We start from the raw sequence: 12,398 nt of genomic DNA, 5'->3' as shown, positions 1-12,398 counted from the left end.
GTCCCCCTCATGCGCACAAGTCTAGGCAGGGGCGAGCCGCCCCCCTACTCCTCCACGACGTGGACGGCAGCCTCCTCGGCACTGGCGCCGGCACCGTCGATGCCCACGTCCTCGCCGACCAGCTCCTTCTCGGTGTCCTCGCCGACGCCCTCATCGGGGTCGACCAGGCGCCCGGCGCGCTCGGCGCCGACCTCGCCGTCGTCGAGCTGCTCCTCGGCCTCGGCCTCGGCCGCCGCCTCGTAGGGGTCGGGCTCGGGGATCTCCTGGCCCAGCCGCTGGTCGAGCGTCTCGCCCGTGGCCTCCTCCAGGGGGGTGTTGCCGAACCCCTGCGCGGCCGACCACTTCTCGGGCGGCGAGTAGCCCTCGTCGAGCGGCTCGGTGAGGCCGCGGTCGTCGACCAGGCTGTCGCCCTCGCCCTGGGGCTGGTCCTCGTCGTCCACGCTGTAGTCGTGGTAGCTCTCGCTGTCGGGGGTCTCGCTCATCGGTGGAACGCTCCTTGGGATGGGGATCTATCCCTCATCCAGTACCCGATTCGAGGCACGCCGATGCGGCACTCAGGAACGGGAGACCACCAGGAACCGCTCGTCCTCGACGGTCCGGCCCCACAACACCGGCTCGGGGAGGTAGCGCACCGCACCGGTCCGGCCCACCTGGCTGAGCAGGGACACCACCGTGGCCGAGGTGAGCCCGGCCCCGGTGCCCCAGTCGCCCTCGACGAGCAGCAGCCGACCGCCCGGGGCGAGCAGGCGGGTCCAGCGGGCCAGGGCGGCCGCGGGGTCGGGCAGCGTCCACAGCACGTGGCGGCAGAGCACCACGTCGTACCCGGCGTCGGCCAGCGGCGGGTCGGCTGCGTCACCGATGGTGAACCGCACCCGGCCGCCGGCCTTGGCGATGCCCCGGCGCAGCATCTCGGGAGAGAAGTCGACGCCGTCGACGACGTACCCCTCCTCGGCCAGCAGCACCGACAGGGTGCCGGTGCCGCAGCCGAGGTCCGCCACCCGGGCCGGGGCCGCCGGCATCACTGCCAGCAGCAGCTCGGCCCAGGCGTTGCGGCACGAGGGGTCTCGCAGCCCGTGGTCGGGACCGTCGTCGAACGTTCTGGCCTCGGTGTCCCAGAGGTCGACCGCCGCGGCGTCGGTCAGTCCGCCCACTCCGACTTCCAGCCCTCGATCTCCGAGGCCGAGCGCGCGGCCGGACCGGTGTAGATGGCCGAGGGGCGGATCAGGCGACCGGTGCGCTTCTGCTCCAGGATGTGCGCCGACCAGCCACCGGTGCGGGCACAGGTGAACATGGAGGTGAACATGTTGGCGGGCACCTCGGCGAAGTCGAGCACGATCGCGGCCCAGAACTCCACGTTGGTCTCCAGCACCCGGTCGGGGCGGCGCTCGCGCAGCTCCTTGAGCGCGGCCTGCTCCAGCGCCTCGGCGACCTCGTAGCGAGGCGCCGACAGCTCACGGGCGGTGCGACGCAGCACCCGGGCACGGGGGTCCTCGGCCCGGTACACCCGGTGACCGAAGCCCATCAGGCGCTCGCCGTCGTCCAGCAGCTTCTTGACGTAGGCCTCGGCGTCGCCGGTCTTCTCGACGTCCTCGATCATGCCCAGCACCCGGGAGGGCGCGCCGCCGTGCAGCGGGCCGCTCATCGCGCCGATGGCGCCGGAGAACGCCGCGGCCACGTCGGCGCCGGTGGAGGTGATCACCCGGGCCGTGAACGTGGAGGCGTTCATGCCGTGCTCGGCGGCCGAGGACCAGTAGGCGTCGATGGCCTTGACGTGGGCCGGGTCGGCCTCGCCCTTCCAGCGGATCAGGAACTTCTCGGCCAGGGTCTTGCCCTGGTCCACGAGCTTCTGCGGCACCACGGGCTGGTGCAGGCCGCGGGCCGACTGGGCGGCGTAGGAGAGCACCATGACGGCGACGCGGGCCAGGTCCTCGCGGGCCTGCTCGTCGGTGATGTCGTAGGTCTGGCCGAAGCCGAACGCCGGGGCGAGCATCGCGACCGCGGCCTGCACGTCGACGCGCACGTCACCGGTGTGCACCGGCAGGTTGTAGGGCTCCGCCGCGGGGAGACCGGGGGTGTAGACGCCGTCGATCAGCAGGCCCCAGACGTTCTCGAACGGGATGCGCCCGACGATCTCCTCGATGTCCACACCGCGGTACCGAAGTGCGGAACCTTCCTTGTCCGGCTCCGCGATCTCGCTCTCGAACGCGATGACTCCCTCGAGCCCGTGGTGAACCTCGGTCATGTGATGCGACTCCTTTGTCGGGGACGAAGGCACATCACAGATGCACCTCTGGCATTGTGCACCCCTGGGGGTGACAGTGCATCCAGCGCCCCGCGAACTCCGGGCCCGGAGGGTCTAGGGTCCCTGCATGGATCCCGATTCCGCCCAGCAGGTGGCCGCGTTGCGACGCGAGTACGCCGACCGGGGCCTCACCGAGGACCAGGCGGCGCCCGACGACCCCTTCGAGGTATTTCGTGGCTGGTTCGACGAGACCGTCGCCGCCGGCCTGCACGAGCCCAACGCGATGGTGCTCTCGACAGTCTCCGCCCAGGGCCGGCCGTCCTCCCGGATGGTGCTGCTCAAGGGCTTCGACGAGCGCGGGTTCGTCTTCTTCACCAACCGGGGCTCGCGCAAGGGCATCGAGCTGGCCGGCGCCCCGCACTGCGCGCTGCTCTTCCCCTGGCACCCGCTGGAGCGGCAGGTCCGGGTCACGGGGGAGGCGTGGTCGCTGCCCCCGGACGAGGTGACCGCCTACTTCGCCACCCGTCCCCGGGGCGCCCAGCTCGGTGCCTGGGCCTCGCACCAGTCTGACCCCGTCGCCTCGCGCGAGGAGCTGGAGGCGGCCTACGCCGAGGTCGAGGCCAGGTTCACCGGCGTCCAGGTCCCGGTTCCCCCGATGTGGGGCGGGTACCGGGTACGGCCCCTGACGGTGGAGTTCTGGCAGGGGCGGCGCGACCGGCTGCACGACCGCCTGGAGTACCGGCGCTCCGAGACCGACCCGGGCTCGTGGGAGCGCCGCCGCCTGGCGCCCTGAACCACCCGGCTGCCAGTTGTGCGAAAAAGCCCTTGGCTGCGGGCCGGTCGCGACCTACGGTTGTGGCACACGGAAAGGAGGTGGTCCGAAAGATGAAGTCTTTACGGATGTGTGAGGTGGCTGCCCGCTAGCAGCGACCAGCCCGCGCTGAGACGCGCTGGCGAATCCACAGCAGTCACCCGACCCGCAGGTCCCCGGAGCTCATCCGTCCGGGACGCCCCGACACTCTCGGCGCAGGCCTGCGGGTCGCTGCATGTGCGGACGATCCCCGGGGACACCTCAAGCGCCGGCCGGGGTCTCCTGGTCGGGGTGCGCCTCCTGGCGCGCGGGCTTGGGGCTGGGCTCGACGAGGACCATCGCCGCCACCACGTTGAGCGCCACCCAGCAGATCACCACCGACAGCAGGTAGCGGGTCAGGGCGTCGCTCAGCGGCAGGGTGCCGTCCACCAGGGACAGCCACAGCGCCGGGGAGGCGACGACGGCGGCGCCGCCCAGGACGCCGCCGTGCAGGGGGCTCATGCTCATCGGATCACTCCTGTCGGGGCGAGGCTCAGCTCACCGGAGACGGTGCCCACCGACCGGACCTGGCCGCTGCCGGTGAGCTCTGGGTAGGACAGCACCGGCAGCCGGTCCAGGGTGGGGCGCACCAGGCGGCGCAGAGCGGCGCGGATCTGCGGCGCGCACACCAGCACCGGGCGCTGGTCGCGGTTCTCCGCCTCGTGGCACAGCGCGTTGAGCTGCACCAGCACGTGCTGCCCCAGATCGGGGTCCATCGCCAGGACCGGCCCGGACTCGGTGGCGCGCATCGACTCCAGCATCCGGTGCTCGAGCTGGGGGTCGAGGCTGATCACGTGCGCGTTCCCGCTCTGCAGGTAGGGCGCGACGATGGCCGGGCCCAGGGACTGGCGGGCCGCCTCCACGAGACCGTCGAGGTCCTTGGACACCGAGGCCCGCAGGGAGAGTGCCTCGAAGATGCGCACCAGGTCCCGCACGGAGATCTTCTCGTCGAGCAGCGACTGCAGCACCCGCTGCACCTCGCCCAGGCTGAGCTGGGTGGGGGTCAGCTCCTCGATGACCACGGGGTGGGTGCGCTTGATGACGTCGGTGAGCAGCCGCACGTCCTCGCGCCCCAGCAGCCGGGCGGCGTGCTGGGTGACGACCTCGGCGAGGTGGGTGGTGATGACCGAGGCCCGGTCCACCACGGTGGCGCCGGTGAGCTCGGCCTGGTTGCGCAGCTCGGTGGGGATCCACTTCGCCTCCAGCCCGAAGACCGGTTCGACGGTCGCCTGGCCCGGCAGGTTGCCGAGGTAGTCGCCGATCGCCATGACGTGCCCCGACGGGGCCTCGCCGCGCGCCACCTCGATGCCGAACAGGGTGATCGCGTAGGTGCGGCCGGGCAGCTCGAGGTTGTCGCGGGTGCGGACCGGGGGCACCACGATCCCGATGTCGGAGGCGACCTTGCGGCGCAGCGCCTTGACCCGCTCCAGCAGGTCGCCTCCCACGCTGGGGTCGACCAGGTCGATGATGTCGGCCGACAGCTCCAGGCCGAGCGGGTCGACCTGGATCTCCGCGGCCAGCCGCTCGGGGTCGTCGCGGGAGGGGCCCTCGTCCACCAGGGCGGTCTCGGTCGACGCCTCGGTCGCCTGCGGCACCCGGGTGGAGGCCAGCAGCATCAGCCCGCCGGCGAAGATGAACGGGATCTTGGGCAGACCGGGGATCAGGCAGAGCGCGAACCCGGCGAAGCCGGCGATGCGCAGCGGCATCTGGTTGGCGCCGATCTGGCGCAGGATGTCCGAGCCCATGTCGTCCTCGCCGGTGTTGCGCGTGACGATGAGGCCGGTGGCGACCGAAAGCAGGAGGGCGGGGATCTGGGAGACCAGGCCGTCGCCGATGGTGAGCAGGCTGTAGGTCTGCACGGCCTCGCCGAACGGCAGCCCCAGCTGCGCGACGCCGACCGCGAAGCCGCCGATGAGGTTGACCAGCGTGATGATGATGGCCGCGACCGCGTCGCCCTTGACGAACTTGGAGGCACCGTCCATCGCGCCGTAGAAGTCGGCCTCGGCGTGCACCTCGGCCCGCCGCCGCCGGGCCTCGTCCTCGCTGATCAGGCCCGAGTTGAGGTCGGCGTCGATCGCCATCTGCTTGCCGGGCATCGCGTCCAGGGTGAACCGGGCGCCGACCTCCGCGACCCGGCCGGCACCGTTGGTGATGACCACGAACTGGATGACCAGCAGGATCGCGAAGATGATCAGGCCGACGATCAGGGAGCCACCGACGACGAAGTGGCCGAACGTCTCGATCACCTTGCCGGCGTAGCCGTCCAGGAGCACCAGCCTGGTGGCGCTCACGTTGAGCGCCAGCCGGAACAGGGTCATCACCAGGATCACCGCCGGGAACGCGGCGAAGTCCAGGGGCCGGGAGACGAACATCGCCGTCATCAGCACCAGCAGCGCGCCCACGATGTTCAGGGCGATCAGCACGTCGAGGACCATCGCCGGCAACGGCACGACGAGCATCACCACGATCAGCACGATGCCGACCGGGACACCCAGCTGTGTCAGTCGCTTCAGGGGCAAGGCAGTGCCTTTCGAGGGTCACCAATCTGTGCGCGCCCTCCGTGGCACCGGCGACACCGTCCTGGCGTCCGAGGTCCCTATCGGCCGGGGGGAGGCGGGTCTGAGGGATTCCGGCGGCGACGTCCCACCGGCAGCACGTCGGGCAGCACCTGCTCGGCCCGGGGGCTGCGGTGCTCGCCGCCGTGGTGGCCCCTGGTGCGTCGGCTGATCACGAACGCGAGGACCTGCGCCACCGCGCCGAAGAGCTCCGGGGGGATCTCCTGGCCCACCTTGGTGGCCCCGTGCAGCGCCCGGGCCAGCGGTACGTCGCGCACCAGCGGCACCCGGTGGGCCGCCGCCTCCTCCCGGATCCGGGTGGCCACCGCGCCGGCGCCCCGCGCGACCACCAGCGGTGCCCCGCCGCGCTCGGACTCGTAGCGCAGTGCCACCGCCACGTGGGTGGGGTTGACCAGCACCACGTCGGCGGTCGCCACGTCGGCCATCATCCGGTTGCGGGAGGTGGCCAGCTGGCGGGAGCGGATCGCGCTCTTGAGCAGCGGGTCGCCCTCGGTGTTCTTGTACTCCTGCTTGACCTCCTCCTTGGTCATCCGGGTCTGCTTGCCCATCTTGCGTCGCTGGAACATGTAGTCCGCGGCGGCCATCACCAGGCCGGCGATCGCCACGTTGCGGATCAGTCCGAGCGCCTCGTCGGCGACGACCTCGAGCACCACCGGGATCGGGACCAGGCCCCCGAGCATCGGCATCATCGACTTCACCACGGCGTAGGCCAGGATCCCGACCAACGAGCTCTTCAGGAGCATCTTGGCCCCCTCCCACAGCGCCTGGGGCCCGAAGACCCGCTTGGCGCCGGAGATCGGGTTGAGCTTGGAGAACTTGGGCTTCACGGCCTTGGTCGCCAGGTAGAACCCGCCCTGGGCCAGCGCGGCGGCCACGCCCACCACGAGCACCCCCGAGCTGAGCAGCAGCAGTGCCTTGGCCACGTGGGTGAGCCCCTGCCCCATGAGCTGCAGGGCGACCTCGGGGTCGGGCTCGCCCGAGGCGTTCAGGCAGGTCACCATCAGCTCCTGCAACGCGGTCAGCTCGCGACCCAGCAGCATCGGAAGCGCCATGCCGACCAGCAGCATCGAGGCCCAGCCGCCCAGCTCCTGGGTGCGGGGGACCTGGCCCTCCTTGCGGTTCTCCTTGTTCTTGCGCGCTGTGGGCTTCTCGGTCTTCTCCCCGCTCATGCCGGGCTCACCCCCCGCCCGCGATCGTGGCCATCGCCTCGGCGGCCAGCTCGACCAGTCGGTCCATGGCCTCGGGCAGCACCGGGAACGACAGGCCCAGCAGCAGCAGGGTCAGGCCGATCTTGGCCGGGAACATCACGTTGATGGCGTTGAGCTGCGGGGCCACCTTGGTGAGCAGGGCCAGGCCGAGGTCGGCGATGAAGAGCACCGCGATCATCGGCAGCGCGATCTGCACCGCGGTCACGAAGAACATCGTGAACGCGGTGGTCAGCACCCCGGGCGCCCCGGCCACGTCGGGACGCTCACCCAGGGGCAGCAGCTCGAAGGTGCTGAGCAGGCCGCCCAGGATCAGCAGGTGCGCGCCGCTGGCGAAGAGCAGCATGGTGGCGAGCTGCTGGTGGAACTTGCCGAAGACCGTGTTCATGTTCATGCCGAGCGGGTCGAAGCCCTGGGCCAGCGCGAAGCCGCCGAACACGTCGACCAGCGAGCCGGCGGCGGTGATCGCCTGGAAGAGCAGGAAGGTCACGAACCCCATGCCGGCCCCGACCACCACCTGGGTCAGCGCCACCACGAGCAGCTCGTAGGTACCCACCGGGATGTCGCCGGCCAGCTCGGGCGCCACCGCGAACGCCAGCCCCAGGGAGAGCACGACCTTGGCCATCGTGGGCACCGAGCGGGTGGAGAAGGGCGGCACGATCGCCAGCCAGGCCACGATGCGCACCGAGGCGAGCAGGTAGGCGATCAGCTCCTGACCGGCGATCGTGAGGGTCACCCGAGTCCGCCCGGGCTCAGGCCAGCATCGAGGGCAGCGCCTCGAAGAGGTCCAGGGTGAAGGTCACCAGGGTGTGCAGCATCCAGTTGCCGCTGATCAGCAGCGCCACCCCGACGCCGACCAGCTTGGGCACGAAGGCGAGGGTGAACTCCTGGATCTGGGTCATCGACTGGAACAGCGAGATGGTGAAGCCGATGACCAGCGAGGTCAGCAGGATGGGCGCGGAGAGCTTGAGCGCCACCAGCATGGTGCGCAGCGCGATCTCGATGACGACGGTGTCGGTCATGTGACCCCTCCGTAGCTGGAGACCAGCGAGGTGACGACCAGCCCCCAGCCGTCGACGAGGACGAAGAGCAGCAGCTTGAAGGGCAGGGAGACCATCACCGGCGGCATCATCATCATGCCCAGGGCCATCAGGGCCCCGCTGACCACGATGTCGATGACCAGGAAGGGGATGAAGATGATGAAGCCGATGATGAACGCCTGCTTGAGCTCGCTGAGCACGAAGGCCGGCACCAGGGTGGTCAGCCCCACGTCCGCCCGGTCGTCGGGCAGGTCGCGACCCGCGACGTTGGTGAGCAGCATCAGCTCCTCGTCGCCGGACTGGTCGAGCATGAACTCGCGCAGCGGCTCGATGCCGTCCTCCATGGCGACCATGGTGGTCTTGTCGCCGTCGAGGTAGGGCTGCAGCCCCACGTCGTTCATCTGGCTCAGCACCGGGCCCATGATGAACAGGCTCAGGAACAGGGCGAGGCCGGCGAGCACCTGGTTGTTCGGGGTCTGCTGCAGACCCAGCGCGTTGCGGGTCAGGCCGAGCACCACCAGGATCTTGGTGAAGCTGGTGCAGGTCAGCAGGATCGCGGGCAGCAGCGAGAGCAGCGTCATCGCGATCAGCACCAGCACCGGAGTGCTGGGCTTGTCGGTGAGGCCGTCGAGCTCGATGGTCACCGAGGAGCTGTTCGGCCCCTCGGGCCCGCTGGGGCCCTCCGGGGCGGTCGGCAGCCGGCCCGCCGCGGAGACGTCGTACGACGCGGTCTGGAGGGGGGCGGCCTCGGCGGCGGTGCCCAGGCACAGGGTGGCCAGGAGCGCCAGGAGCACGACGACCAGGGCCGTGCACCAGGTGCGCAGCCGAGGTGGCGCCAGGGTCATGACGGGCGCCTCGCGGTGACCGAGGAGATCGCGGCCAGGGCCTGGCGCCAGGTGGCGGGGGAGAGCACCGAGCCCGCGACCGGGCCGAGCGGCTCCGGCACGGCCGTAGGCGTCACGACCGGTGCAGCCGCAGGAGTCGGGACGGACGTGGAGTCGGAGACGCCGGGCGGCTCCTCGGTCAGCGTCAGCGCCTCGTGGTCGAGGAGCTCTTCGGGATCCAGCTCGGCGAGCACCCGGATCTGCTGCTCTGTGGTGCCCAGCACCAGCACCCGGCTGCCGACGGTGACCACGGCGACGGACGAGGTGCGGCTCAGCGCCTGGCGGTGCACGACCTGCACCAGTGCGTTGGTGTTGCCCCGGAACCGGCGCTGGCCGATCTTGGCCAGCACCAGCAGCAGCCCCACCACCACGGCGAGGGAGCAGACCAGGCGCAGCGTCAGCTCGAGCACGGGCTCAGGCGCCCGTGTCGTCGAGGATCTCGGTGATCCGCAGGCCGAAGTCCTCGTCGACCACCACCACCTCCCCGCGGGCGATGAGGCGCCCGTTGACCAGCAGGTCGGCGGGGCCGTCGGCGGCGCGGTCCAGCTCCAGCACCACCCCTGGTGCCAGGGCGAGCAGGTCGCGGACCGGCATCCGGGTGCGGCCGAGCTCCACGGTCACCTCCATGTCGACGCCGGCGAGCATCTCGATGCCGCGGTTGGGCACGGCGCTGGTCTGGACGGGGAAGCCCGCCGGCCGGACGTCCGGTGCCTGCGCCGGGGCCGCGGGAGCGGCCGGAGCGGGCGCGGCCACGGGGGCGGCGGCGAAGTGCGCGGCGGCGCTCACCGGGTCCTCGACGGCGGCGACGAGCAGCGAGTCGCTCATCAGCACCGCGGCGTCGATCCCCTGGCCCACCAGCGGTACGGCGGTGAAGCTCCCGCCCAGGTCGGCGACCACCAGGTCGAGCTCGACCTGGTGGGCGGCGCCGGCGATCATGCCCAGCACCTGGGCGGCCGCGTCGATGGCCGGCTGGGTGGCCGCGGCCAGGTCCAGCCCGCCCAGCGGGCTCTCGGCCAGCGCGCGGACCAGGTCCTCGCCCACCAGGACCGCGACCCGGTGGTGCACGGCGCCGTCGGGACCCTCCAGGGGGGCGATGGCGGCGCCGGCGAAGGCGGCCGTCACGTGCTCGTTGCCGGGCTGCGCGCCCACGGCGCTCAGCGGGCTGGCGGCGGGGAGCACCGCGGCGGCGGCGGTCGCGGCCGCCACGGCGAGCACGGTGTCGGGCTGCGGGTTCATCGGGTCTCCTTGGGTGCGCCCACGATCAGGGCGGCGAGACGGGGGCCCTTGGCCCCCGCGGTGGCATGGGCGAACGTCGTGTCGTCGACGCAGACGTCGAGCGGGGCTGAGGCGGGGTGCGCCAGGCGCACCACGTCCCCGATGCGCAGGGCCCCCAGTGCGTCGGGGTGCAGGCGGGTGGCTCGTAGCCGCACGTTGACCTCGACGGGCACCTGCGCGAACTGCCGGCGCAGCACCTCCGCCGCCTGCTCGCGCTTGGCCAGCTCGCGGTCGGAGACCGGTGCCGGTGCAGCCGCCTTGGCCAGGTGGGGGAGCAGCCCGTTGAACGGCAGGCAGACGCTGAGGTGGTGCGCTCCGTCGCCGATGCGGAGGTCGAAGTTGACCACCACCATTACGTCGGCGGCACCGGCGATCTGGGCGAACTGGGGGCTGTACTCGATGCCCTGGGGGGCCAGCTCGAAGTCGGCGATCGCGGCCAACCCGTAGCGCATCTCGCTGAGCAGCCGCTCGATCAGGCCCGAGAGCACGTTGCCCTCGATCTCGGTGAGGGGGCGGATCGGCTGCTTGTCCGACCCCGGCCCGCCGAGCATGTGGTCGATGCAGCTCATGGTGGCCGCCAGCGGCACCTCCAGCATGGCGAGGCCGGTCATCGGCTCTGCCGAGAGCTTCATCAGGTAGGTCGGCGCGTGCAGGGAGTCGATGTAGTCGTCGTAGCTGACCTGGTTGATCGAGAGCAGCTGCACCGAGCAGACGGTGCGCAGCCAGGAGGTGAAGACCCCGGTGGCCTGACGGGCGAAGCTGTCGAAGCCCAGCTGCAGGATCCTGGAGTGCTCGCGGGAGAGCTGGATGGGTCGGCGGAAGTCGTAGACGACCGGCTCGACCTCGCGGTTGCGACGGCGCGCCCGGGTGCCCGACGTCCCGTGGCGGGACGCGGAGGAGGGCGCGGGAGGGGTCACGAGCATGTCATCGGCGCGCTAGACCACTTCCTGAGTGGTTTTGCGCACGCGACGTCGCACGCCCGCGGCTACTGGGTGACGAACTCGGTGAAGTACACCTCCATCACGTCCCCGTGATAGCTGTGCTCGAGCTCGGCCATCAGCTCGGCGCGCAGCTCCTCGCGCTGCTCGGGCTTGACCACCTCGGAGACCGGGTGACCGCTGAAGATGGTGATCGCGGCGTCCAGGGCCTTGCTGCCGTCCAGCTCGTGGGCCCCCTCGACGAGCTGGAGCGCCATCCCCAGCCGCAGGTAGTGGCCCGCGGCCAGGTTGAGCTGCATCGGCTCCAGCGTCATCACCTCGCCCGCGACCGGCTCGGTGGGACCGGACGGCTTGAGGAAGAAGAACCAGCCCGCTCCGCCCAGCACCAGCAGCACCACCGCGATGATCAGCAGCTTCTTCTTCTTTCCGCCGCCCTTGCCGGCGCTCTCCTCGTCCTCGGGCGGCCGGGTCGCGGCGCCGGGGGGCGTCATTGCCGTCACGGTCATGTCCTGCCTCCTTGTTGGTCCTGGGCGGCCTCCTCGAGCAGCTCCCGCGTCTCGGCAGGGAGGGAGGAGAGCACCACGATGTCGACGCGCTTGTTGATCCGCTGCGAGCCCGGCTCGTCCACGGGGACCAGGGGCTTCTCGTGCCCGAAGGCCGTCGCGGTCAGCCGGGTGCTGGCGATGCCCTGGTCCTCGTTGAGGTGGCGCAGCACGGTGATGGAGCGGGCGGCGGAGAGGTCCCAGTCGGTGTCGAAGTACTTCGGCTTCACCGGCACCTGGTTGGTGTGGCCGTCCACCTGCAGGGGGTCCGGGATCGGCTTCAAGACCTTGGCCAGGGTGTCGACGACCAGTCGCCCGCGGGCGGTGAGGTCGGCCAGGTTGGCCTCGAACACGACGTGGCGCGAGACCAGGCTGACCACCAGCCCGCGGTCGTCGATGGTGGCCACCACGTCGTCCTGGAGTCCCTTGGCCGACAGCGCCCGGTGCAGCTCGCGCCGCAGCTCCTCGAGCCGGTTCGCCTCGGCCTCCGCGTCGGCGTACGCCCGCTGGGAGCGCAGGCGCTCCTGCTCGGCCACGGCCTCGGTGACCGCGGTCTGCTCCTTGGGAGAGAGCTCGCGGTACTGGTCGGGGGTGAGCGTCTGGACCGCGGCGCTGCCGGGGTTGTCCAGCAGGGACTCCGAGCCGTCCATCACCGCGGCGGAGACGCCGAAGCCGGCGGCCAGGCCCTCCTTGAGGGCGCTGAACTTCTTCTCGTCCACCGCGCTCATGGAGAACATCACGATGAACAGCACCATCAGCAGGGTGACCATGTCGGCGTAGGTCACCAGCCAGCGCTCGTGGTTCTCGTGCTCCTCCTCGGGCTCACGACGCTTGCGCGCGGCCATC

Annotated in this window: 15 protein-coding genes; 1 reads left to right on the top strand and 14 read right to left on the bottom strand. The window is 71.3% G+C overall.

The features are described from left to right. Positions 1–44 precede the first annotated feature (44 nt). The 3 genes from C0R66_RS15155 to C0R66_RS15145 all read right to left on the bottom strand — a co-directional run bounded on the left by C0R66_RS15155 (position 45) and on the right by C0R66_RS15145 (position 2,242). Positions 45–482 carry a DUF5709 domain-containing protein gene (locus C0R66_RS15155; RefSeq protein ID WP_101525414.1) on the bottom strand — a complete coding sequence of 146 codons (438 nt, stop codon included), beginning with the start codon at positions 480–482 and terminating at the stop codon, positions 45–47. A gap of 72 nt (positions 483–554) precedes the next feature. Further along, entirely contained in the window at positions 555–1,151 is a 597-nt protein-coding gene (locus tag C0R66_RS15150) for a class I SAM-dependent methyltransferase (protein ID WP_199286702.1), read from the bottom strand. Continuing rightward, on the bottom strand, positions 1,139–2,242 hold the full coding sequence (locus C0R66_RS15145) for a citrate synthase 2 (protein ID WP_101525413.1): 1,104 nt from the start codon (positions 2,240–2,242) through the stop codon (positions 1,139–1,141). The genes C0R66_RS15150 and C0R66_RS15145 overlap by 13 nt, the downstream gene beginning before the upstream one ends. Positions 2,243–2,369: 127 nt before the next feature. Between C0R66_RS15145 and pdxH the strand changes: the two genes are divergently transcribed. Beyond that, the gene (pdxH, locus tag C0R66_RS15140; RefSeq protein WP_101525412.1) at positions 2,370–3,035 is read left to right on the top strand and encodes a pyridoxamine 5'-phosphate oxidase; all 666 of its coding nucleotides are present in this window, start codon (positions 2,370–2,372) and stop codon (positions 3,033–3,035) included. 279 nt (positions 3,036–3,314) lie between these two features. Here the strand turns inward: pdxH and C0R66_RS15135 are convergent, their stop codons facing one another. The 11 genes from C0R66_RS15135 to C0R66_RS15085 form a co-directional block, all read right to left on the bottom strand. Then, the gene (locus C0R66_RS15135) at positions 3,315–3,560 is read right to left on the bottom strand and encodes a hypothetical protein (RefSeq protein WP_158648066.1); all 246 of its coding nucleotides are present in this window, start codon (positions 3,558–3,560) and stop codon (positions 3,315–3,317) included. Next, on the bottom strand, positions 3,557–5,611 hold the full coding sequence (gene flhA, locus C0R66_RS15130; protein ID WP_101525410.1) for a flagellar biosynthesis protein FlhA: 2,055 nt from the start codon (positions 5,609–5,611) through the stop codon (positions 3,557–3,559). The genes C0R66_RS15135 and flhA overlap by 4 nt, the downstream gene beginning before the upstream one ends. Positions 5,612–5,688: 77 nt before the next feature. Next, the gene (locus C0R66_RS15125; protein ID WP_101525409.1) at positions 5,689–6,837 is read right to left on the bottom strand and encodes an EscU/YscU/HrcU family type III secretion system export apparatus switch protein; all 1,149 of its coding nucleotides are present in this window, start codon (positions 6,835–6,837) and stop codon (positions 5,689–5,691) included. Positions 6,838–6,844: 7 nt separating this feature from the next. Continuing rightward, positions 6,845–7,609, bottom strand: coding sequence for a flagellar biosynthetic protein FliR (locus tag C0R66_RS15120; RefSeq protein ID WP_101525408.1), 765 nt, complete (start codon positions 7,607–7,609; stop codon positions 6,845–6,847). 16 nt (positions 7,610–7,625) lie between these two features. Continuing rightward, positions 7,626–7,895: a flagellar biosynthetic protein FliQ gene (locus C0R66_RS15115; RefSeq protein ID WP_101525407.1), complete on the bottom strand. Its 270-nt coding sequence runs from the start codon at positions 7,893–7,895 to the stop codon at positions 7,626–7,628. After that, a complete protein-coding gene (gene fliP / locus C0R66_RS15110; RefSeq protein ID WP_101525406.1) occupies positions 7,892–8,758 on the bottom strand; it encodes a flagellar type III secretion system pore protein FliP in 867 nt (288 codons plus the stop codon). The genes C0R66_RS15115 and fliP overlap by 4 nt, the downstream gene beginning before the upstream one ends. Continuing rightward, positions 8,755–9,207 carry a flagellar biosynthetic protein FliO gene (locus tag C0R66_RS15105; protein ID WP_101525405.1) on the bottom strand — a complete coding sequence of 151 codons (453 nt, stop codon included), beginning with the start codon at positions 9,205–9,207 and terminating at the stop codon, positions 8,755–8,757. The genes fliP and C0R66_RS15105 overlap by 4 nt, the downstream gene beginning before the upstream one ends. Positions 9,208–9,211: 4 nt before the next feature. Continuing rightward, positions 9,212–10,033 (bottom strand): flagellar motor switch protein FliN, encoded by an 822-nt coding sequence (fliN, locus tag C0R66_RS15100; RefSeq protein ID WP_101525404.1) that lies wholly within the window; start codon positions 10,031–10,033, stop codon positions 9,212–9,214. Beyond that, complete coding sequence (locus C0R66_RS15095) at positions 10,030–10,995, bottom strand: flagellar motor switch protein FliM (protein WP_101525403.1); 966 nt, start codon at positions 10,993–10,995, stop codon at positions 10,030–10,032. Before C0R66_RS15095 ends, fliN begins: the two co-directional genes overlap by 4 nt. Before the next feature lie 62 nt (positions 10,996–11,057). Then, positions 11,058–11,516: a flagellar basal body-associated FliL family protein gene (locus C0R66_RS15090; protein WP_101525402.1), complete on the bottom strand. Its 459-nt coding sequence runs from the start codon at positions 11,514–11,516 to the stop codon at positions 11,058–11,060. After that, positions 11,513–12,397 (bottom strand): OmpA/MotB family protein, encoded by an 885-nt coding sequence (locus C0R66_RS15085; RefSeq protein WP_101525401.1) that lies wholly within the window; start codon positions 12,395–12,397, stop codon positions 11,513–11,515. The genes C0R66_RS15090 and C0R66_RS15085 overlap by 4 nt, the downstream gene beginning before the upstream one ends. Position 12,398: the final 1 nt, after the last annotated feature.

Source organism: Nocardioides houyundeii (assembly GCF_002865585.1).
Taxonomy (GTDB): domain Bacteria; phylum Actinomycetota; class Actinomycetes; order Propionibacteriales; family Nocardioidaceae; genus Nocardioides; species Nocardioides houyundeii.
Note: the sequence above shows the minus strand (reverse complement) of the source record. Positions and strands in the feature narration are given on the sequence as shown.